This is a genomic window from Pseudomonas sp. NBRC 111130, from assembly GCF_001320485.1.
GTDB lineage: Bacteria > Pseudomonadota > Gammaproteobacteria > Pseudomonadales > Pseudomonadaceae > Aquipseudomonas > Aquipseudomonas vlassakiae.
The window spans coordinates 150,935-171,924 of the sequence record NZ_BCBG01000011.1 but is presented as its reverse complement, the minus strand read 5'-3'; the positions used below and the strand labels follow the sequence as shown (position 1 = coordinate 171,924).

The window sequence follows — 20,990 nt, the reverse complement described above, 5'->3', positions numbered from 1 at the left end:
GGACCCTGCCAGCACGGCGACATCAAGTGCCTCTGGCAACTGGCATTTTTGTCAGTAGCCAGGCTTCTGGCCATTAGGCGAAGCTGGCTGAAAAAACCGACAAAAGGAGCTGCGCCATGACCTATGTGGAGCATTTCGCACAGGTAGAAAGGCAATTCTTGTGGCACAACCAGACGGTACGCACCCCCTCAGGCCTGAAAATCCGCTCCAACGGTACGTCATGGACCGGCCTGCATGAAGCCTTCAAAGGCGATGAAGGCACCGAGCTGGTGATTGGCGAGCACAGTGACGTGGAAATCACCTTCAACCAGGAAGTCGAATGCCTGCGGCTGGAGTATTACGTCGTCAGCGACCAGCACTTCGACGATGTGCAGGTGCTGCTGGATACCGATGGCTACGACATGGAACTGATCGCCCCGATACCGCGCAATTTCTACTGGCTCACCCTGTCCGGCAGCGGCTATACCGACTTCAGGCCGGGCCCGATCTCCACCCAACCCTATCATCAGCTCATCGAGGGACCCTTCCGTCGCCTGACCATATCCACTTCACAGGCTGGCACCGTACATATTCGCAAGCTGGAATGGACCCGCACCTGCCGTCATTGACCACTAGCGGTTGTCCTGCCCCCTGGCTTTGCTTAGGCTTACGCGGTCAAAGCAGGCAGTAAGCCAGGAGAAGTGCCCATGGGCCTCAACGATCAGTGGATGCAACGCGACCTCAAGGTCTTGTGGCACCCCTGCACCCAGATGAAAGACCACGAGCAGCTGCCACTGATCCCGATCCGGCGTGGTGAAGGCGTGTGGCTCGAGGACTTCGACGGCAAACGCTACCTGGATGCCGTGAGCAGCTGGTGGGTCAACGTGTTCGGCCATGCCAACCCGCGCATCAACCAGCGCATCAAGGATCAGGTCGACCAGCTGGAGCATGTCATCCTCGCCGGCTTCAGCCATCAACCGGTGATCGAGCTGTCCGAACGCCTGGTCGCCATGACCCCCGCCGGGCTCGACCGGGTGTTCTACGCCGACAACGGCTCGTCGTGCATCGAAGTGGCGTTGAAGATGAGCTTCCATTACTGGCAGAACATCGGCAAACCGGCGAAAAAGCGCTTCGTGACGCTGACCAACAGCTACCACGGCGAGACCATTGCCGCGATGTCGGTCGGCGACGTGCCCCTGTTCACCGAAACCTACAAGGCACTGCTGCTCGACACCATCAAGGTGCCAAGCCCCGACTGCTACCTGCGCCCCGAGGGCATGAGCTGGGAAGAGCACTCGCGCAACATGTTCGCCGCCATGGAACAGACCCTGGCCGAGCATCACGAAACCCTCTCGGCAGTGATCATCGAACCGCTGATCCAGGGTGCTGGAGGCATGCGCATGTATCACCCGGTGTACCTCAAGCTGCTGCGCGAAGCCTGTGACCGTTATGACGTGCACCTGATCCATGACGAGATCGCCGTTGGTTTCGGCCGCACCGGCACGATGTTCGCCTGCGAGCAGGCCGGCATCCGCCCGGACTTCCTGTGCCTGTCCAAGGCCCTGACCGGTGGCTACCTGCCGCTGGCCGCCTGCCTGACCACCGACAAGGTGTACCAGGCCTTCTACGACGATTACCCGACCCTGCGCGCGTTTCTCCACTCGCACAGCTACACCGGCAACCCGCTGGCCTGCGCCGCGGCCCTGGCGACGCTGGACATCTTCGAGCAGGACAATGTGATCGAGGCCAACAAGGCCCTGGCCACGCGCATGGCCAGCGCCACCGCGCACCTGGCCGATCACGCCCACGTCGCCGAGATCCGCCACACCGGCATGGCCCTGGCCATCGAGATGGTCCAGGACAAGGCGACCAAGGCTGCCTACCCGTGGCAGGAGCGTCGTGGCCTGAAAGTGTTCGAGCACGCCCTGACCCGCGGCGCCTTGCTGCGCCCGCTAGGTAGCGTGGTGTACTTCCTGCCGCCGTACGTAATCACCCCGGAGCAGATCGACTTCCTCGCCGAAGTGGCCAGCGAAGGCATCGACATCGCCACCCGCGACAGCGTCAGCGTCGCCGTACCGGCCAACTTCCACCCCGACTTCCGCGACCCGGGCTAAATCCGACCGTTCGCCATACCACTTTCCCTGTGGGAGCGGGCATGCCCGCGAACAAGGGCGAAGCCCTTGCCAGGCACCGCGGTGCCTAATTCGCGGGCACGCCCGCTCCCACAGGGGATCTATGTCTCTCTTATACCGAGCAAACCCATGAGACTGTCCCGCTTCTTCATCGACGCCCCCCTGAGCCTGGGCGAGCACGACCTGCCCGAAGCCCAGGCCCACTACATCGGCCGCGTCCTGCGCATGGCCCCTGGCGACGCCGTGCAACTGTTCGATGGCAGTGGCCAGGAATACCTCGGCCAACTGCTCGAGGTCGGCAAGAAGACGGTACGCGTCAACCTCGACCAGGCCCTGGCCGGCCAGCCCGACTCACCGCTTCACGTCCACCTCGGCCAAGGCCTGTCCCGCGGCGAGCGCATGGATTGGGCGATCCAGAAGGCCACCGAGCTTGGCGCCAACGCAATCACCCCGATTGTCAGCGAACGCTGTGAAGTGCGCCTGAAGGACGAACGTGCCGACAAGCGCCTGGCCCACTGGCGCCAGGTGGCAATCAGTGCCTGCGAACAATGCGGCCGCTCGACCCTGCCGGTCATTCATCCACCGGTGACCCTGGCCGAATGGCTCAAGGGCACCGAAGCCGACCTCAAGCTGGTGCTGCACCCGGTCGCCGCGCCATTGACCAGCCATGACAAGCCGGCAACGCTGGCGTTCCTGATCGGCCCGGAAGGCGGCCTGAGCGAGGCGGAAGTCGATCAGGCCAAGGCTGCGGGCTTCCATGCCGCACGCCTCGGGCCGCGGGTATTGCGTACCGAGACAGCGCCGGTGGTGGCGCTGTCGGTAGCGCAGCAGTTGTGGGGTGATTTTTCGTAAACAAAAAGCTAACGCACGTACAGCGACACCGCCACGAAGTGCATCAGGCTGCCGACAATCACGAACAGGTGCCAGATGCCATGTGCATGGCGTAAGCGGCTGTCGAGGGCGAAGAAAATGATGCCGACGGTGTAGAACACGCCGCCGGCCGCCAGCCAGGTGAAGCCGGCAGTACCGAGGCTGTTCAGCAGCGGCTTCACCGCCACCAGCACGATCCAGCCCATCAGCGCATAGATGATGATCGACAGGATACGCGCTTCCGAGCGCGGCTTGATCTCTTGCAGCATGCCGATCACCGCCAGGCCCCAGACCACGCCGAACAGGCTCCAGCCCCAGGGCCCGCGCAGGCTGACCAGGCAGAACGGGGTGTAGCTGCCGGCGATCAGCAGGTAGATCGACAGGTGATCGAGCTTGCGCATGATCACCTTCGCCCGCCCGCGGGTGCTGTGATAGAGGGTGGAGATGCTGTAGAGCAACAGCAAGGTGCTGCCGTAGATGGAGAAACTGACGATCTTCCAGGGGTCGCCCTGCAGGCCAGCAGCGACGATCAGCCAGATGGCACCGATACAGGCCAGGACGGCACCGACCAGGTGGGTCCAGGCATTGAAGCGTTCACCGTAGTACATGCAAACACAGACCTCCTGAGGTGGGCTGGGTTCCTGAGTCATCCTGTTCCGGCCTCTTCGCGGGCATGCCCGCTCCCACAGGGATCGCACATGTTTCAAGGGCAGTGCAGTACCTGTGAGAGCGGGTTTACCCGCGAAAGGGCCATGAGCCCGAACATCCTACCCAAGCACAGGTTGCAGTTCAGCGTCACGCACCAGCCTTTCCAGCCCGACCAGGTCCGGCACACGCGCCACTTGCTCGCCTACCTGCACCGCCGCCAGCTCCAGGCTGCCCAACGGCACATCCACATAGTTGAGCTGACTGTCCAGTTTGCACGAGCGCGGAATGTCCTGCAGCAGCACTGCCAGGTAGCGCAAGCCGGTGTCCCCGAGCGCATTCAGCACCACGATCCGCGCCCGCTCGCCACAGGGCGTCTCACCGCCGCAGGCGGCCTCGAAACCGATCAACGGCAGATGCTGCTGTCGCCAGTCGATCCACCCCAGGTGCCAAGCCGGGTCTCCCGGTTCGCACACCAGGTTGCGTTGGCCGATCAGTTCGACCACAGCAACATTGGGCAATACCAGCGTACGGTCGCCCAGCGGCAGCAGCAGGCCTGTGAGGCTGCTGCGTTGCCCTGCAATCAGTTCAAGCATGGGTCTGGCTCCAGTGGGCGATGCTCTGCAGCAGCACCGACTCCTGATAGGGTTTGCCCAGGTAATCGTTGACGCCGATGGCCATGGCCCGGTCGCGGTGCTTCTGCCCGGTGCGCGAGGTGATCATGATGATCGGCAGGTCTTTCAGACGCTCGTCGCGGCGAATGCGGGTGGCCACTTCGAAACCATCCATGCGCGGCATCTCGATGTCCAGCAACAGCACATCGGGGCGGTGCTCTTCCAGCAGGGCCATGGCATCGACACCATCCTTGGCCGTCATCACGCTCATGCCATGGCGCTCCAGCAGGCGGCTGGTGACCTTGCGCACGGTTACCGAGTCATCCACCACCATCACCAGCGTGGCCCGCCGGGGTGCCGGGCCGAACAAGGTGCGCTGCACCCCGCTGCCACCCGGCAGACGCGCCAGCCGCCGCTGCTGGCCACGCAGCTGGCCCAGCAGGTCGAGGATCAGTACCACGCGGCCATCACCGAGCAAGGTCGCCCCCGACAAACCCGCCACGGCGGCGAACTGCGGGCCAAGGCTCTTGACCACGATCTCACGGCTCGGCGACAGGCTATCTACCTGGATGGCGAACGACTGCTCCTGGGAATGCAGCAGCAACACCGGCAGCGGCACGCTCTGCCCCAGCAGCACCGGGCGCGGCAGCCCCTGCAGCAGCTCGCCGAGGTAACGCAACTCGTACTCGTGGCCGCCATACACATAACGCGGGGCGTCCAGCTGATAACAGGTGGCCAGTTCGGCCGGTGGTACGCGCACGATGCCTTCGATGGTGTTGAGCGGTATGGCGTACTGCTCCTCGCCCAGGTGCACCATCAAGGCCCGGTTGATCGACACGGTGAACGGCAAGCGGATCAGGAACCGTGCGCCCTTGCCCTGTGCCGACTCGATGCTCATCGAGCCGCCCAGTTGCTTGACCTCTTCGTGGACCACGTCCATGCCCAGGCCGCGCCCGGAAATCTGGGTGATCTTCTCCGCCGTGGAAAAGCCCGGGCGCAGGATGAACTGCAGGATCTCGTGATCGCTCAGGTGCGCCTGCGGGTCCAGCAGGCCGCGCTTGATTGCCTTGCGCCGGACCGCCTCCAGCGGCACGCCGGCGCCGTCGTCGGTCATTTCGATGACGATGTCTGCGCCTTCATGCAGCAAGTTCAGGTGAATGGTGCCCTGCTCCGGCTTGCCCGCGGCCAGGCGTATCTCGCGCGCTTCCAGGCCATGGTCGACTGCATTGCGCAGCATGTGCTCCAGTGGCGCGACCATCCGTTCCAGCACACTGCGGTCCAGTTCACCCTCGGCATTGCCGACCACCAGTTCGACCTGCTTGCCCAGCTCGCTGGCCACCTGGCGCACGACCCGCTGCAAGCGCGGCACCAGGCGCTCGAACGGGACCATCAGGGTCGCGGTCAGGCCTTCCTGCAACTGGCTGTTCACCCGGGCCTGTTGTTGCAGCAGGCTGTAGGCCTCCTGGGCACGCTGGGCAAGGGTTTCCTTGAGGTCGAGCAGGTCGGAGGCCGACTCGAACAGGGCCCGCGACAGCTGCTGCAGTTGCGAATGGCGGTCCATCTCCAGCGGGTCGAAATCTTCGTAGGCGTCTCCCTCGAACGCCTGGCGGCTGCTGATCCGCCCCTGGGTCTCGATGTCTAGGCGCAGCAGCTGGTCGCGCATGCGCTCCAGGGTGGTTTCCATCTCGTTGAGGGCGAACTGGGCATCGTTGACTTGCTGTTCGATACGGCCGCGAATGACCGAATGCTCGCCGGCCAGGTTACCCAGGTCGTCGAGCAGCTCGGCGTCGACCTTGACCATGTCACCCGGCGCCCGCTCCGGTGCCGCCACCGGTATTTCGGCGGGTGCGGTGTCCGCCGTGGCCTGGCTGGCCGCGCTGTCGGTCAGTGCGGCACTGCTGAAGTTACGAATGTAGTCGATCAGCGCGGTAGCCGTGTGCAGCGGCTGGCCCAGGCGCACGGCGTCGAGCATATGCGCCAGGCGGTCATGGCAGTTCTGCAGCAGTGCGAACAACGCCGAGCTCGGCGGCAGGCGCCCGGCGGCGAGCAGCTCGTAAAGGAATTCCAGCTCATGGGCCAGATCGCCGATGGCGCTGATCTCGACCATGCGCGCGCCACCCTTGAGGGTGTGCAGATCACGCAGCAGGTTCTCCACCTCGACGCCGCTGCGCGGGTCGGCCTGCCAGCGCGCCAGGGCTGCGGCGGCGCTTTCGACGATGTCCGAGCTTTCTTCGAGGAACACCTCGAGCAGCTCCTTGTCGCCTGGGCTGTCAGCATCCTCTTCGTGCTCCAGCGCGCCAGCAAGCGGCGTAACCGCATCAGCGCTTACCAAGCCGGTGGCATCGGCCGCCAGCGCCCCCTCCAACACGTCGCGCAGGGCGTCGATACAGTCAGGCCGTGGGCTGAGCGCCTGCCCGGCGGCCACTTCGTCGAGCATGTCCAGCAGGGCTTCATGGGCTTGCAGGGCAACGGCGAAAAAGCGCGGGCTGGCGCCCAGGCTGCCCTCCTCCACCGCGCCGTAGAGATCGAGCAGTGCCTCGCAGATGGCATCCATCTGCCACAGGTCGGCAAGGTGCGCGGCGTGGCCAAGGCTGGTCAGCTCATCGAGCAAGGTCTCCAGCGGTTCGCGCTGCCCGGGCTGCTGTTGCCAACGCAACAGCAGCGACTCGGCGTCCAGCAGGATGTCCATGGCCTGGGCCAGGAAACTGGCGATCAGCTGTGGGTCGCGCTTGCCACTGCGTGTATGTTGAGGCTCGGCATGCAGGCTGGCCAGGCGCAGGTCCACCGCCTCGCCGACCTGCTCGATCAGCTGCGCCGCCCCCGGGATGGTCGCCAAAGGGGTACTGCCGAGCTGCGCCAGGCCCTGCAGGAACAGGCCATGGGCGGTGTGCAGCCACTGCATCTCCGCTGCCTGCAACGGCAGCTGGTGGCCCCGGTACTCACGTACCAGGCGGTCGAAGGCAGTGGCCAACTCGGCGATCGGCATGACCCCGGCCATGGCAGCGCTGCCCTTGAGCGTGTGCAAGGCGCGCTGCAGGCTGTCGCTGACTTCGCTGCCCTGGCCGTCGGCGCCCTGCAGAAAGCCTTCCAGGCTGGCCAGGTGGCCTTGCGCCTCGTTGCGGAAGATATCCAGTAGTTGCGGGTCGAGGCCATCGATGTCGGCGCTGGCCGGGGTATCGTTCTCGGCCAAGGCGTGCAGGTGGCTCGCCAACTGTTCGATTTCGCTCAATTGCGGCAACTGGCCAGCCGCAAAGTCGGCCAGCAGGTCCGGCAGATGGACGAACACCTGCTGCAGCGCTACTGCGCCTTCCGGGGTCAGGGCGATGCGCCCCTCCAGCACCCGGTTGAGCAGGTGTTCACCGCCCCAGGCCAGCTCCGCTACCGCCTCGGCATGCACCATGCGCCCGCTGCCCTTGAGCGTATGCAGGTCACGGCGTACCTCGATCAACGCGTCGCGCAGGCTGTTGTCGGCGCGCCAGCGCAACCAGTGTCGCTCGATCTCCGGTAGCAATTCGCCGGCCTCCTCGAGGAACACTTCACGCAATTCGTCATCGATGCCATCGCTGCCATCCTGCGCCTCGGACGGGCCCGCATGGGTGCACTGCACGCCCAGCGCCGTCAGGCTGGCGCGGGCCATGTCGAGAAACGGCTGAGCATCGGCCAGCGCGTCGGCGACCCGCCATTGCAGGTAGCACTCGGCGGCGCTGAGGGCCTCGGCCAGGTGGGTCAGCTCGTCCGCAGGCGGCTCCTCCTCCAGGTGCTGCAGCCAGCCCTGCACATAGCCCGCACAGCCGGCAAACACTTCGGCGGCCGCCGGCAGCATGAGCATCGCCAACGCGCCACGCACTTGCTGCAACAGCCCCGGCAGAGGCTGCAGGCGCTGACGGGGCCAGCCAGATTCCAGGCAATCGCCGATCAGGTCCTTGGCCTGCTGCAACACCGACAGTGACTCGTTCAGCACCAGCTGGCGAATCTCGGCCAGGTCCGAGCCGGGCAGGCCGCCCTGCCCGCCCTCCTCCAGCGGCAGGACCATGCCGTTGAGCGTGGCCTCCACATACAGCAGCGCACCGGCCACATCCATCAATACCGCGTCGTCCACCACGCGCTCCCCCTGGGCCAGGGCCTGCAGCGCCAGCACCTGGTCGATGATGACCCGGCGTGGCTGCTGGAACCCCAGCACTGCCAGGGTGTCGGCCACATGGCGCAACGGTGCGAGCAGTGCGTCCAGGTCCTCGCTGTGCTGGCGGTCGCCGCGCACGAACTGGTCCAGGCGCTCCTTGATCCGCATCAGGTCGTCGCACAGGGCGCTGATCACCGAGCGCAAGGCGTCACGCCCCGGCCCGGCCTGCATCTGCTCCCGCCAGTTGCCCAAGGACAAGTCAAGGTTGGCCAGGTCATCGGAGCCGGCAAAGCGCTGCGCGGCACCGCTGATCAGGCTGGCCTGGGCCAACGGCTCGACGCCGCGGCAGGCGCGCAGTTGATTGAGCAGCGGCAGCATCACCAGTGGCAGGTCATGGCGCGCTCCGCGCAACCGCTCCAGATAGGACGGCAACTGCTCCAGGCCGCGGAACAGCGGCCCCAGGCAGTCGCCGCGGGGGCTTAACTGCCCCTCGGCCAAAGCCTTGGCCAGCAATTCCAGCTCTTCGGCCAGGCGGGCGGCACCGCGCAGCTCGAGCATGCGCAGGCAGCCGTGCACCTGATGCAGGTTATCCACGACGAAGGCCAGCATCGACAAGTCGTCGGTCTCGCCGGCAAAGCGTTCCAGGGCCTGACGGGCCTGGCCCAGGCAATCGAGGATGGCGGCCCGGGTCCAGGCCAGGGCCACGGTATCGTGGCGTTCAGGGCTTACGACGGCAGAAGCCATGGCTGGTCCTCAGCTTCGCTCGGCGGGCGCCGGCAGGGTGAAACCGGAGACCGAGCGGCGCATTTCGCTGGCCATCCGCGCCAAGTGGCGGATGCTGTCGGCGGTGGCGCTGGAGCCGGCGGACGTCTGCGCGGTGATCTGCTGGATCACCGCCATGGTGTGGGAAATCTGCCCTGCGGAAGAGGTCTGCAGCTGTGCTGCATCAGAGATGCTGTGGATAAGCTCGGCAAGGTTCTGCGATACGCCCTCGATCTCGGCCAGTGCCACGCCGGCATCCTGGGCCAGCCGCGCACCGCGCACCACCTCGGCGGTGGTCTGCTCCATGGAGATGACGGCCTCGTTGGTGTCCGCCTGGATGGTCCGCACCAGCGCTTCGATCTGCCGGGTTGCCGAGGACGAGCGCTCGGCCAGGCGCTGCACCTCGTCGGCGACCACGGCAAAGCCGCGACCGGCCTCGCCTGCCAGCGAGGCCTGAATCGCGGCATTGAGGGCAAGGATGTTGGTCTGGTCGGCAATGTCGTCGATCAGGCTGACGATGTCGCCGATTTCCTGGGAGGATTCGCCCAGGCGCTTGATCCGTTTGGCGGTGTCCTGGATCTGCTCGCGGATGTTGTCCATGCCATTGATGGTGTTATGCACCACCTCGTTGCCCTTGTTGGCGATCGCCACCGAGCGCTCGGCGACCTTGGCCGACTCATAGGCGTGGGCGGAAACCCGGTCGATCGACTCGACCATATCGCCGACCGCCTCGGACGCCTCGCTGATCTGCTCGGCCTGGTGCTCCGAGGCCTTGGCCAGTTGGCGCGCGGTGTTCTGCGTGTCCTGCACGGCAGCCGCGACTTGCTCGGCGCTGTGGTTGATGGTGGCCACCAGGTCGCGCAGCTGGTCGACCGAGTAGTTGATCGAGTCGGCGATGGCGCCAGTGAAGTCTTCGGTCACCGACACGGTGACGGTCAGGTCGCCATCGGCCAGCTCTTCGATTTCATCGAGCAGGCGCATGATCGCCTGCTGGTTACGTTCGTTCTTTTCCGCGGTTTCCTGCAACTGGCGGTGGGTGGTGCGGACCATCACCAAGCCGATCAGGATGATCGACGCCAGCGCCAGCAGGCCCAACGCATAACCGCCGACGGTATCCAAGGTGCGGCCGCTGGCGAGGTTTTCGAAGCCGTTGGCCAGGTGCGAGGCCTCATCGAGCAAGGTTTGCGACAGGCTGAAGATGTTGCCCGCCGCTTCGCGCACGCGGAACAGCTCGGGCGAGGTTTCGAGGATTTCATCGACAGACCCTGCCACGAACTGGAACAGCTCGGCGATTTCCGCCAGGCGCGCGCGGGCGTCGGCGTCCTCGACGCGGGTCACCTGGATCGCCGGGTTGCCGCCGAGCATGCCCTCGAGCACCTGGCCGAAGCGGCTGGCATCGCGGCCGAAGGTATCGGCGGCCTGCGCCGCGGTGTCATCGCCAGCCAAAACGGTATTGACCGACCCAAGGATACGCTCTGCCAGCAGCAGCTGGCGCTGGGCTACCACGACCTGATTGGCCGGGGCACCACTTTGCAGCAGGATCTCGACCACCTTTTCATACTCGACCTGTAATTGCGGTACGGTTTCGGCGAGGGTCGCCGCCACCTGATGCAACGACAGCACGGTCTGTTCGCTGGCCAGAATGGTGTCGGTGTTCTTGCGCAGGTTTTCCCAGTCCTGGCGCACCGCTTCCATTTCATCGCGCACTGCAGGCGGCGCCGCTGGCAGGCCGGTGGACTTGTCACCTTCGCGCAGGTAGCTCCAGCGCCGCTCGAAGTCGTTGCGCGCATCCGACAGCAGCTTGAAGGCCAGGGCCTTGCCCGCCGCGGCCTCGGTGGCATTCTTGGCGATACGCTGGGACAACACCCGCAGTTCGCCGGCATGGCCGATGTACTGCTTGTCGTGATTGGCCTGGGTGTTGAGGTAGGCGAAGTTGGCGAACAGCAGAATGATCGACAGAATCAGGATCACGAACAGCACGGTGATCTGCACGATGCTGCGCGTGCGAGGGGTCATGCTGGCGGGGGCGACGGGTGTGGCCGGCTTGTTCACGTTCGAAAGTCCTATAGCGCCACGTCAAGAAAGCCCGGCGCCTGGGCCAGGGCGAAGGGGCTGAAGATCGCCCAGTTGCGTTCACGCGGAAAGTGCCCCTGCACGAAGCGGGCAGCAGCCCGCAGCAATGGTTGAGGGGGCGACAGGTCCAGGCTGCTCAGGGCGAAATGTTGCAGCCCCAGCACCTCATCGACCAGCAAGCCGACGAACAGGTCGTCATGGTCCAGCACCAGCACCCGTCGCTGCTTGCCTGGCGCAGCGGGGCCAAGGCCGAAGAAACTGCTCAGGTCCATCACCGGCAACAACCGGCCGCGCAGGTTGGCCACCCCGCACACCCACGGCTGCACGCCTGGCACGCGGCTGCTGCGTGGCTCGCGCAGCACCTCGGCGACCTCGCCCATGGGGGCGACGAACCACTGCCCGGCGACGCGAAAACCGATGCCGCTCCATTGCTGCAGGCGCGTGTCCTGCGGCGGCTGGTCGGCCACCAGCAGGCGGCAGCGCCGGTCGATGTCCAGCAACAGCTCGAAGGCGGTCAGCGACGCGCCCTGTGGGCGGGTGGTCAAGCGCCCAGTACTTCTTCGAGCTTGGCGATCAGCGCGTCCTCTTCCACCGGCTTGGTCAGAAAGTCGCGGGCACCCTGGCGCGTGGCCCAGATACGGTCGGTCTCCTGGTCCTTGGTGGTCACCACCACCACGGGAATGGCGCGGGTTTCAGGGTCCTTGCTCAACTGGCGGGTGGCCTGGAAACCGTTCATGCCGGGCATGACGATGTCCATCAGCACCGCATCGGGCTTTTCCTGGCGGGCCAGGGCCACGCCGTCGGCACCGTTGCTGGCCTTGAGCACCTGGTGACCATGCTTTTCCAGCCATCCGGTCAATTTGTACATCTCTGTCGGCGAGTCGTCGACAATCAGAACTCGGGCCATGCTGTTCCCCATCAGGACATTGAAAGCCGCGCCAGCGCGGCGTGATCAGGGTGCGGGTTGTTCGGGCGCGGCGAAACCGGGCACATGGGCCCTGATTGCGTCGAGCAGTTCTTCCTTGCTGAATGGTTTGGTCAGGAACTGGTCGGAACCGACCACCCGGCCGCGGGCCTTGTCGAACAGGCCATCGCGAGACGACAGGAGAATCACCGGGATGTCCCTGAAAGCACTGTTGTGCTTGATCACTGCACAGGTCTGATAACCGTCCAGACGGGGCATCAGCACGTCGACGAAGATGATCTGTGGCTGGTGATCGATGATCTTGGCCAGGGCATCGAAGCCGTCACTGGCGGTGATTACCTCGCAGCCCGCTTCGCCGAGCAACATCTGCGCGGTGCGGCGGATCGTGCGGGAATCGTCGATCACCATCACCTTCAGGGGCTGTTCCATAAGTCGCGCTACCATCGCTGCACTAGGTGGGCGGCAAGCCACGGATGGCTTGACGCTTGAAGCTGAGGGCATTTTTAGCACACTCCGGGGGCCCGTTCCATCTGCCACCCCCTTGACCCGCGGCGTTCACGGCGCCACCCTGAGCCACTTTTCTTTCGATTCACCGCGGCCACGGGCCGCCAAGAGGAACCACCCCATGAGCGTTCGCCTCGGCATTGTCATGGACCCGATCGCGTCCATCTCCTACAAGAAGGACAGCTCGCTGGCCATGTTGCTGGCCGCCCAGGCCCGTGGCTGGGAGCTGTTCTACATGGAGCAGCGCGACCTTTATCTGGGTGCCGGCCAGGCCCGTGCGCAGATGCGCCCGCTGAAGGTATTCGCCGACCCCGCGCGCTGGTTCGAACTGGGCGATGAACAGGACAGCGCCCTGGCCGAGCTGGACGTGATCCTGATGCGCAAGGATCCGCCCTTCGACATGGAGTTCGTCTACAGCACCTACTTGCTGGAGCAGGCCGAGCGCGAAGGTGTGCTGGTGGTCAACCGCCCACAGAGCCTGCGCGACTGCAACGAAAAGCTGTTCGCCACTCAGTTCCCGCAGTGCATGGCGCCAACCCTGGTCAGCCGTCGCGTCGACATCCTGCGCGAGTTCGCCGAAAGCCGTGGTGACGTGATCCTCAAGCCGCTGGACGGCATGGGCGGTGCATCGGTATTCCGCCACCGCAAGGACGACCCCAACCTGTCGGTCATCCTGGAAACGCTGACCCAGCACGGTACCCAGCAGATCATGGCCCAGGAATACCTGCCGCAGATCGTGGACGGCGACAAGCGCATCCTGATGATCGACGGCGAACCGGTCGACTACTGCCTGGCACGCATCCCGGCCAGCGGCGAAACCCGTGGCAACCTGGCCGCCGGTGGCCGTGGTGAAGCCCGCCCACTGACTGAGCGCGACCGCTGGATTGCTGCCCAGGTCGGCCCGACCCTGCGTGAAAAGGGCCTGCTGTTCGTCGGCCTGGACGTGATCGGCGACTCGCTCACCGAAATCAACGTCACCAGCCCTACCTGCATCCGCGAGATCGACGCTGCCTACAACACCGATATCGGTGGCAAGCTGATGGATGCCATTGATCGCCAGCTCAAGGCGCGCTGACCGCCGACGCGGAGCAAATGCGCGGAGTGGGGTATGATGCCGGTCCTTTTCGACTGAGCTGCTGCCCCGCCTTGCGGTTGCTGGATACCTGATGACGCTGCCTGCCGACATCCCTTCCGACCTGCTGCCACCGCGCATTCGCCCGGTGGACCGGCTTGGCTTTACCCTGTTCGTGGCTGCCCTGGTGCACCTGGCGCTGATCCTTGGCGTGGGCTTTACCGTGGTCAAACCGGCCGAAATTCGCCAGACCATGGACATCACCCTGGCCACCTTCAAGAGCGAGAAGGCGCCGAACAAGGCTGATTTCCAGGCCCAGGCCAATCAGCAGGGCAGCGGCACCCTGGAAAAGAAAGCGGTACCGACCACCACCGAGCTGGCGCCGTTCCAGGACAGCAAGATCAACAAGGTCACCCCGCCGCCTGCCGCCAAGCCTGAAGTAACACCACCGCCCGTGCCGGAGAAATCCGCCGTGGCAACCAAGGCGCCGAAAGCGCAGAAAGTCGAGCCCAAGCCCAAGGAAAGCAAGCCGCAGCCCAAGCCGGCAGCGGCCACCCCGGATTTCGACAGCTCGCAATTGTCGAGTCAGATCGCCAGCCTTGAGGCGGAGCTGTCCAACGAACAGCAGATGTACGCCAAGCGCCCGAAGATTCACCGCCTCAATGCGGCTTCGACCATGCGCGACAAGGGCGCCTGGTACAAGGAAGAGTGGCGCAAGAAGGTCGAGCGGGTGGGTAACCTCAACTACCCCGACGAGGCACGCCGGCAACAGATCTACGGCAACTTGCGGATGATGGTTTCGATCAACCGCGATGGCTCGCTGTACGAGGTGCTGGTACTGGAGTCGTCCGGGCAGCCGGTGCTGGACCAGGCAGCCCAGCGCATCGTGCGCCTGGCGGCGCCTTTTGCGCCGTTTACCGGCGACCTGGCCGAGTTCGACCGGCTGGAGATCATCCGCACCTGGCGCTTCGCCCGCGGCGACCGCCTGTCCAGTAACTGATCCGACGGCCCTTTCGCGGGCACGCCCGCTCCCACAGGATTCTCACAATTCCCGGGCTTGTAGTAATCCTGTGGGAGCGGGCGAGCCCGCGAAGAGGCCGGCACATCTGACACATATCCGCACCTTGTCAGCCTCGCCACCTGGCGCCACACTATCCCCCATGAAAACCCTCACCCCGAGCTACCTCAAGCATCAGTTCCTGATCGCCATGCCGCACATGGCCGATCCGAACTTCGCCCAGACCCTCACGTACATCGTCGAGCACAACGCCAATGGCGCCATGGGCCTGGTGGTCAACCGACCACAGGAGCTGAACCTGGCCGACATTCTCGAGCAGTTGCGCCCCAACGAGGTACCTCCGGCCAGCACCTTGCACGTGCCTATCTACCAAGGTGGCCCAGTGCAGACTGACCGCGGCTTCGTCCTGCACAGCAGCGAATGCAGCTACCAGGCCACCGTCGAACTGCAGGGCCTATCGCTGTCCACTTCGCAGGACGTGCTGTTCGCCATCGCCGAAGGCGTAGGGCCACAGCAAAGCCTGATCACCCTGGGTTATGCCGGCTGGGAAGCGGGCCAGCTGGAAGCGGAACTGGCCGACAACGCCTGGCTCAACTGCCCGTTCGACCCGGACATCCTCTTCGCCATGGCCAGCGAGCAACGCCTGGGGGCCGCCGCCCGCAGCCTGGGGATCAACCTCAGCTTGCTGACCAGCCAGGCGGGGCACGCCTGATGGCCGAATTACGCCTGCTGCTGGGCTTCGACTACGGCAGCAAACAGATCGGCGTCGCCGTCGGCCAGGTGATAACCGGCCAGGCGCGTGAGTTGTGCACCTTGAAGGCGCAGAACGGCGTGCCGGACTGGGCCCAGGTGGAAAAACTCATCAGCGAGTGGAAGCCCGATGCCATCGTCGTCGGCCTGCCGCTGAACATGGACGGCACACCCAGCGAAATGAGCGAGCGCGCGGAAAAGTTCGCCCGCCGCCTCAATGGCCGCTTCAACGTGCCGGTGCACACCCACGACGAACGCCTGACCACTTTCGAGGCCAAGGGCGAGCGCATGGCCCGTGGCGGCCAGCGCGGCAGCTACCGTGACAACCCGGTCGACGCCATCGCCGCCGCCCTGCTGCTGCAAGGCTGGCTGGAGGCCAATACCTGATTTTTCCCGCGTTTACGTCGGGGCAATCACAACGCCCTCGGCGCCCCCCAGGAGATACGCAATGAGCCTACCCAATCCCGCCGACCTGATCCGGCAGATGGCTGTCGACCTTCGCGCCCATCTGGCCCGCCGCAACATCACCGAGCCGCGCTTCATCGGCATCCGTACCGGCGGCGTCTGGGTTGCCCAGGCCCTGCAGGCGGAAATGGCCGACCAGAGCCCGCTCGGCACCCTGGACGTGTCGTTCTACCGCGATGACTTCAGCCAGAACGGCCTGCACCCGCAGGTGCGCCCCTCGGAGCTGCCATTCGAAGTCGAAGGCCAGCACCTGGTGCTGATCGATGACGTGCTGATGAGTGGCCGCACCGTCCGCGCCGCGCTCAACGAATTGTTCGATTATGGCCGCCCGGCCAGTGTCACCCTGGTCTGCCTGCTCGACCTGGATGCCGGCGAACTGCCGATCCGCCCCAATGTACTCGGCGCCACCCTGTCGCTGGCCGCCCATGAACGGGTAAAATTGACCGGACCCGCACCGCTCGCCCTCGAGCGCCAGGACCTCGCCACCGCTTCTGCCCTTTAAGAGTCCCCCCGCGATGACGCCAATCGACGCCAAGCGCCCGCTGCAGCTCAATGATCAGGGCCAGCTGCGCCACTTCCTCTCGCTCGACGGTTTGCCCCGCGAACTGCTGACCGAGATACTCGACACCGCCGACTCGTTCCTCGAAGTCGGCGCCCGGGCCGTGAAGAAGGTCCCGTTGCTGCGCGGCAAGACCGTGTGCAACGTGTTCTTCGAGAACTCGACCCGTACCCGCACCACCTTCGAACTGGCCGCCCAGCGCCTGTCGGCCGACGTGATCAGCCTGAACGTGTCGACCTCCTCGACCAGCAAAGGCGAGACCCTGTTCGACACCCTGCGCAACCTCGAGGCCATGGCTGCCGACATGTTCGTCGTGCGTCACTCCGACTCCGGCGCCGCGCACTTCATCGCCGAGCACGTGTGCCCGGACGTCGCCGTGATCAACGGCGGTGACGGTCGCCACGCGCACCCGACCCAGGGCATGCTCGACATGCTGACCATCCGCCGTCACAAGGGCAGCTTCGAGAACCTCTCGGTGGCGATCGTCGGTGACATCCTGCACTCGCGCGTGGCGCGCTCCGACATGCTCGCGCTGAAGGCGCTGGGCTGCCCGGACATCCGCGTGATCGGCCCGAAAACCCTGATCCCGGTCGGTATCGAGCAGTACGGTGTGAAGGTCTATACCGACCTTGCCGAAGGCCTCAAGGACGTCGACGTGGTGATCATGCTGCGCCTGCAGCGCGAGCGCATGGCCGGTGGCCTGTTGCCTAGTGAAGGCGAGTTCTACCGCCTGTTCGGCCTCACCACCGCACGCCTGGCCGGCGCCAAGCCCGACGCCATCGTCATGCACCCGGGCCCGATCAACCGCGGCGTGGAGATCGAATCGGCGGTGGCCGACGGCAAACACTCGGTGATTCTCAACCAGGTCACCTACGGCATCGCCGTGCGCATGGCCGTGCTGTCCATGGCCATGAGCGGGCAGAACGCGCAACGTCAATTCGACCAGGAGAACGCTCAGTGACCATCAGCATTCTTGGCGCCCGGGTCATCGACCCTGTCAGCGGCCTGGACCAGGTCACCGACCTGCACCTGGATGGCGGCCGCATCGCCGCAATCGGCGCCGCCCCGGCCGGCTTCAGCGCCAGCCGAACGATCGAAGCTGGCGGCCTGATCGCCGCACCCGGCCTGGTCGACCTCGGCGTCTCGCTGCGCGAGCCGGGCTACAGCCGCAAGGGCTCGATCGCCAGTGAAACCCGCGCCGCCGTGGCCGGTGGCGTCACCAGCCTGTGCTGCCCACCACAGACCAGGCCGGTGCTGGATACTTCGGCTGTGGCCGAACTGATCCTCGACCGCGCCCGCGAAGCGGCCAACAGCAAGGTCTACCCGATCGGCGCCCTGACCAAGGGCCTGGAGGGCGAGCAACTGGCCGAACTGGTTGCCCTGCGCGACACCGGTTGCGTGGCCTTCGGCAACGGCCTGAAGGAAATCCCCAACAACCGTACCCTGGCCCGTGCCCTGGAATACGCCGCCACTTTCGACCTGACCGTGGTGTTCCACTCACAGGACCGCGACCTGGCCCAGGGTGGCCTGGCCCACGAAGGCGCCATGGCCAGCTTCCTCGGCCTGCCCGGCATCCCGGAGACCGCCGAGACCGTAGCCTTGGCGCGCAACCTGCTGCTGGTGGAACAGACCGGCGTGCGTGCGCACTTCACCCAGATCACCAGCGCCAGGGGTGCACGGCTGATCGAGCAGGCCCAGCAATTGGGCCTGCCGGTGACCGCCGACGTGGCGCTGTACCAGCTGATCCTTACCGACGAGTCGCTGCGTGAGTTCTCCAGCCTGTACCACGTGCAGCCACCATTGCGCACCGCCGCCGACCGCGACGGCCTGCGCGCGGCGGTGAAATCGGGGGTGATCCAGGCGATCTCCAGCCACCACCAGCCCCACGAGCGCGATGCCAAGCTGGCCCCGTTCGGCGCCACCGAGCCGGGTATCAGCAGCGTCGAACTGCTGCTGCCGCTGGCCATGACCCTGGTCGAGGACGGCCTGCTCGACCTGCCGACCCTGCTCGCCCGCTTGAGCAGCGGCCCGGCCAAGGCCATGCGCCTGCCGGCCGGTGAGCTGAAAGTCGGCAGCGCCGCCGACCTGGTGCTGTTCGACGCCAAGGCCTCGACGATTGCCGGTGAGCAATGGCTGTCGCGTGGCGAGAACTGCCCGTTCATCGGCCACTGCCTGCCGGCTGCGGTGCGTTATACCTTGGTCGATGGGCACGTCTGCCACGAGGCCTGAGTAACCCTGTGGGAGCGGCCTTGCGTCGCGAAAGGGCTGCGTAGCGGCCCCAGGATCTCGGCATCTTGCATAGATTGCCGGGGCCGCTTTGCGACCCTTTCGCGAAACAAGGCCGCTCCCACATTGATCGCGCTCGACCTTGAGCGTGCGGCGACCATTCATCCCCCGCGGTTGAAATCCTTCCCCCCACCCCCATATGAGTCTGCATCAGGCAATTTTGCCCCGCTGCGTGGAGACTCTCCCCTTGACCACCATCGTTTCTGTCCGCCGTAACGGCAAAGTCGTCATGGGCGGCGACGGCCAGGTATCCCTCGGCAACACCGTGATGAAAGGCAACGCCAAGAAAGTCCGTCGCCTGTACAACGGTCAAGTGATCGCCGGCTTCGCCGGTGCCACCGCCGACGCCTTCACCCTGTTCGAGCGCTTCGAAGCCCAGCTGCAGAAACACTCCGGCCATCTGGTGCGTGCCGCCGTCGAGCTGGCCAAGGAATGGCGTACCGACCGCTCCCTCAGCCGCCTGGAAGCCATGCTGGCAGTGGCCAACAAGGATGCATCGCTGATCATCACCGGCAACGGTGACGTGGTCGAGCCGGAAGACGGCCTGATCGCCATGGGCTCCGGTGGCGGTTACGCCCAGGCTGCAGCCCGCGCCCTGCTGAACAAGACCGACCTGTCGGCCCGGGAGATCACCGAGACTGCCCTGAACATCGCCGGTGACATCTGCGTGTTCACCAACCACAACCTGACCATCGAGGAGCAGGACCTGGCCGAGTAATCAGCTGTTCTGGCGTCCCGCTCATGGCGGGACTTTTCCACGCTGACCTACTCCGCTCGAGGACCATTTTCATCATGTCCATGACCCCCCGCGAGATCGTCCACGAACTCAACCGTCACATCATTGGCCAGGACGACGCCAAGCGCGCTGTCGCCATTGCCCTGCGCAACCGCTGGCGGCGGATGCAGCTGCCGGTCGAGCTGCGCGCCGAAGTGACCCCAAAGAACATCCTGATGATCGGCCCTACTGGCGTGGGCAAGACCGAAATCGCCCGCCGCCTGGCCAAGCTGGCCAACGCACCATTCCTCAAGGTCGAGGCCACCAAGTTCACTGAAGTGGGCTATGTCGGTCGCGATGTCGAGTCGATCATCCGTGACCTGGCCGATGCCGCGCTGAAGATGCTGCGCGAGCAGGAAATCGTTCGCGTGCGCCACCGTGCCGAGGACGCCGCCGAAGACCGCATCCTCGACGCCCTGCTGCCGCAGGCGCGGGTCAGCAGCTTCAGCGAGGAAGCCGCGCAGACCAGCACCGATTCCAACACCCGCCAGCTGTTCCGCAAGCGCCTGCGTGAAGGCCAGCTGGACGACAAGGAAATCGAGATCGAAGTGGCCGAGAACATGGGCGTGGAAATCGCCGCGCCGCCCGGCATGGAAGAGATGACCAACCAGCTGCAGAGCCTGTTCGCCAACATGGGCAAAGGCAAGCGCAAGACCCGCAAGCTGAAGGTCAAGGACGCCCTGAAGATGGTGCGCGACGAAGAAGCCAGCCGCCTGGTCAACGAGGAAGAACTCAAGGGCAAGGCTCTGGAAGCGGTCGAGCAGCACGGCATCGTGTTCATCGACGAAATCGACAAGGTGGCCAAGCGTGGCAACGTCGGCGGTGCCGATGTCTCCCGTGAGGGCGTGCAACGCGACCTGCTGCCACTGATCGAAGGCTGCACCGTCAACACCAAGCTGGGCATGGTCAAGACCGACCACATCCTGTTCATCGCTTCCGGTGCGTTCCACCTGAGCAAGCCGAGCGACCTGGTACCGGAGCTGCAGGGCCGTCTGCCGATCCGTGTCGAACTGAAGGCGCTGACCCCGGAAGACTTCGAGCGCATCCTGAAAGAGCCACACGCGTCGCTGACCGAGCAATACAGTGCATTGCTCAAGACCGAAGGCCTGAACATCGATTTCGCCGCCGACGGCATCAAGCGCCTGGCCGAGATTGCCTATCAGGTGAACGAGAAGACCGAGAACATCGGTGCCCGCCGCCTGCACACGCTGCTCGAGCGCCTGCTCGAAGAGCTGTCGTTCAGTGCCGGCGACCTGGCCAGCAGCCACGACGAAGCGCCGATTGTCATCGATGCTGCATACGTGAACGGCCACCTCGGTGAGCTGGCGCAGAACGAAGACCTGTCGCGCTACATCCTGTAAGACCGCAGGGGCCGCTTCGCGGCCCTTTCGCGACACAAGGCCGCTCCTACAAGAGACCGCGATCTTCTGTAGGAGCGGCC

19 protein-coding genes are annotated in these 20,990 nt (G+C 65.2%); 12 read left to right on the top strand and 7 right to left on the bottom strand.

The features are described from left to right. The first annotated feature begins 116 nt into the window (after positions 1-116). From APH33_RS06235 to APH33_RS06225, 3 genes are all read left to right on the top strand, one after another. Complete coding sequence (locus APH33_RS06235) at positions 117-608, top strand: hypothetical protein (RefSeq protein WP_054884318.1); 492 nt, start codon at positions 117-119, stop codon at positions 606-608. 78 nt (positions 609-686) lie between these two features. Continuing rightward, the gene (locus APH33_RS06230; RefSeq protein ID WP_054884317.1) at positions 687-2,093 is read left to right on the top strand and encodes an adenosylmethionine--8-amino-7-oxononanoate transaminase; all 1,407 of its coding nucleotides are present in this window, start codon (positions 687-689) and stop codon (positions 2,091-2,093) included. Between the two features lie 147 nt (positions 2,094-2,240). Next, the gene (locus tag APH33_RS06225; protein WP_054884316.1) at positions 2,241-2,963 is read left to right on the top strand and encodes a 16S rRNA (uracil(1498)-N(3))-methyltransferase; all 723 of its coding nucleotides are present in this window, start codon (positions 2,241-2,243) and stop codon (positions 2,961-2,963) included. An 8-nt stretch (positions 2,964-2,971) separates the two neighbouring features. Here the strand turns inward: APH33_RS06225 and APH33_RS06220 are convergent, their stop codons facing one another. From APH33_RS06220 to APH33_RS06190, 7 genes are all read right to left on the bottom strand, one after another. Beyond that, positions 2,972-3,589: a hemolysin III family protein gene (locus APH33_RS06220; protein ID WP_054884315.1), complete on the bottom strand. Its 618-nt coding sequence runs from the start codon at positions 3,587-3,589 to the stop codon at positions 2,972-2,974. Positions 3,590-3,748: 159 nt separating this feature from the next. Further along, a complete protein-coding gene (locus APH33_RS06215) occupies positions 3,749-4,222 on the bottom strand; it encodes a chemotaxis protein CheW (RefSeq protein WP_054884314.1) in 474 nt (157 codons plus the stop codon). Then, positions 4,215-9,104, bottom strand: coding sequence for an Hpt domain-containing protein (locus APH33_RS06210; protein WP_054884313.1), 4,890 nt, complete (start codon positions 9,102-9,104; stop codon positions 4,215-4,217). The genes APH33_RS06215 and APH33_RS06210 overlap by 8 nt, the downstream gene beginning before the upstream one ends. Positions 9,105-9,113: 9 nt before the next feature. Further along, positions 9,114-11,138: a methyl-accepting chemotaxis protein gene (locus tag APH33_RS06205; RefSeq protein ID WP_189660540.1), complete on the bottom strand. Its 2,025-nt coding sequence runs from the start codon at positions 11,136-11,138 to the stop codon at positions 9,114-9,116. 47 nt (positions 11,139-11,185) lie between these two features. Continuing rightward, positions 11,186-11,740 (bottom strand): chemotaxis protein CheW, encoded by a 555-nt coding sequence (locus tag APH33_RS06200; RefSeq protein WP_054884311.1) that lies wholly within the window; start codon positions 11,738-11,740, stop codon positions 11,186-11,188. Then, the gene (pilH, locus tag APH33_RS06195; protein ID WP_054884329.1) at positions 11,737-12,102 is read right to left on the bottom strand and encodes a twitching motility response regulator PilH; all 366 of its coding nucleotides are present in this window, start codon (positions 12,100-12,102) and stop codon (positions 11,737-11,739) included. Before pilH ends, APH33_RS06200 begins: the two co-directional genes overlap by 4 nt. Positions 12,103-12,147: 45 nt before the next feature. Then, on the bottom strand, positions 12,148-12,549 hold the full coding sequence (locus APH33_RS06190) for a PleD family two-component system response regulator (RefSeq protein WP_054884310.1): 402 nt from the start codon (positions 12,547-12,549) through the stop codon (positions 12,148-12,150). A gap of 196 nt (positions 12,550-12,745) precedes the next feature. On the opposite strand from APH33_RS06190, the gene gshB reads away from it, so the two are divergent. From gshB to hslU, 9 genes are all read left to right on the top strand, one after another. Then, positions 12,746-13,699: a glutathione synthase gene (gene gshB, locus APH33_RS06185; RefSeq protein ID WP_054884309.1), complete on the top strand. Its 954-nt coding sequence runs from the start codon at positions 12,746-12,748 to the stop codon at positions 13,697-13,699. 91 nt (positions 13,700-13,790) lie between these two features. After that, on the top strand, positions 13,791-14,696 hold the full coding sequence (locus APH33_RS06180) for an energy transducer TonB (RefSeq protein WP_054884308.1): 906 nt from the start codon (positions 13,791-13,793) through the stop codon (positions 14,694-14,696). A gap of 160 nt (positions 14,697-14,856) precedes the next feature. Beyond that, positions 14,857-15,426: a YqgE/AlgH family protein gene (locus APH33_RS06175; RefSeq protein WP_054884307.1), complete on the top strand. Its 570-nt coding sequence runs from the start codon at positions 14,857-14,859 to the stop codon at positions 15,424-15,426. After that, positions 15,426-15,851: a Holliday junction resolvase RuvX gene (ruvX, locus tag APH33_RS06170; protein ID WP_054884306.1), complete on the top strand. Its 426-nt coding sequence runs from the start codon at positions 15,426-15,428 to the stop codon at positions 15,849-15,851. Before APH33_RS06175 ends, ruvX begins: the two co-directional genes overlap by 1 nt. A gap of 61 nt (positions 15,852-15,912) precedes the next feature. Next, positions 15,913-16,431, top strand: coding sequence for a bifunctional pyr operon transcriptional regulator/uracil phosphoribosyltransferase PyrR (pyrR, locus tag APH33_RS06165; RefSeq protein WP_054884305.1), 519 nt, complete (start codon positions 15,913-15,915; stop codon positions 16,429-16,431). 13 nt (positions 16,432-16,444) lie between these two features. After that, entirely contained in the window at positions 16,445-17,449 is a 1,005-nt protein-coding gene (locus APH33_RS06160) for an aspartate carbamoyltransferase catalytic subunit (RefSeq protein ID WP_054884304.1), read from the top strand. Continuing rightward, entirely contained in the window at positions 17,446-18,717 is a 1,272-nt protein-coding gene (locus tag APH33_RS06155; RefSeq protein WP_054884303.1) for a dihydroorotase, read from the top strand. The genes APH33_RS06160 and APH33_RS06155 overlap by 4 nt, the downstream gene beginning before the upstream one ends. Positions 18,718-18,961: 244 nt before the next feature. Further along, positions 18,962-19,492, top strand: coding sequence for an ATP-dependent protease subunit HslV (hslV, locus tag APH33_RS06150; protein ID WP_054884302.1), 531 nt, complete (start codon positions 18,962-18,964; stop codon positions 19,490-19,492). 74 nt (positions 19,493-19,566) lie between these two features. Continuing rightward, the gene (gene hslU / locus APH33_RS06145) at positions 19,567-20,910 is read left to right on the top strand and encodes an ATP-dependent protease ATPase subunit HslU (protein WP_054884301.1); all 1,344 of its coding nucleotides are present in this window, start codon (positions 19,567-19,569) and stop codon (positions 20,908-20,910) included. The last annotated feature ends 80 nt before the right edge of the window (positions 20,911-20,990 follow it).

Bases quoted from the DNA above. Each gene is read 5' to 3' on its own strand.
- APH33_RS06235 (WP_054884318.1), top strand. From the start codon at position 117: ATGACCTATGTGGAGCATTTCGCACAGGTAGAAAGGCAATTCTTGTGG.
- APH33_RS06190 (WP_054884310.1), bottom strand. From the start codon at position 12,549: ATGGAACAGCCCCTGAAGGTGATGGTGATCGACGATTCCCGCACGATC.
- APH33_RS06205 (WP_189660540.1), bottom strand. From the start codon at position 11,138: ATGACCCCTCGCACGCGCAGCATCGTGCAGATCACCGTGCTGTTCGTG.
- APH33_RS06160 (WP_054884304.1), top strand. From the start codon at position 16,445: ATGACGCCAATCGACGCCAAGCGCCCGCTGCAGCTCAATGATCAGGGC.
- APH33_RS06175 (WP_054884307.1), top strand. From the start codon at position 14,857: ATGAAAACCCTCACCCCGAGCTACCTCAAGCATCAGTTCCTGATCGCC.
- APH33_RS06225 (WP_054884316.1), top strand. From the start codon at position 2,241: ATGAGACTGTCCCGCTTCTTCATCGACGCCCCCCTGAGCCTGGGCGAG.
- gshB (WP_054884309.1), top strand. From the start codon at position 12,746: ATGAGCGTTCGCCTCGGCATTGTCATGGACCCGATCGCGTCCATCTCC.
- pilH (WP_054884329.1), bottom strand. From the start codon at position 12,102: ATGGCCCGAGTTCTGATTGTCGACGACTCGCCGACAGAGATGTACAAA.
- APH33_RS06210 (WP_054884313.1), bottom strand. From the start codon at position 9,104: ATGGCTTCTGCCGTCGTAAGCCCTGAACGCCACGATACCGTGGCCCTG.
- pyrR (WP_054884305.1), top strand. From the start codon at position 15,913: ATGAGCCTACCCAATCCCGCCGACCTGATCCGGCAGATGGCTGTCGAC.
- hslU (WP_054884301.1), top strand. From the start codon at position 19,567: ATGTCCATGACCCCCCGCGAGATCGTCCACGAACTCAACCGTCACATC.
- APH33_RS06220 (WP_054884315.1), bottom strand. From the start codon at position 3,589: ATGTACTACGGTGAACGCTTCAATGCCTGGACCCACCTGGTCGGTGCC.
- APH33_RS06180 (WP_054884308.1), top strand. From the start codon at position 13,791: ATGACGCTGCCTGCCGACATCCCTTCCGACCTGCTGCCACCGCGCATT.
- APH33_RS06230 (WP_054884317.1), top strand. From the start codon at position 687: ATGGGCCTCAACGATCAGTGGATGCAACGCGACCTCAAGGTCTTGTGG.
- ruvX (WP_054884306.1), top strand. From the start codon at position 15,426: ATGGCCGAATTACGCCTGCTGCTGGGCTTCGACTACGGCAGCAAACAG.
- APH33_RS06215 (WP_054884314.1), bottom strand. From the start codon at position 4,222: ATGCTTGAACTGATTGCAGGGCAACGCAGCAGCCTCACAGGCCTGCTG.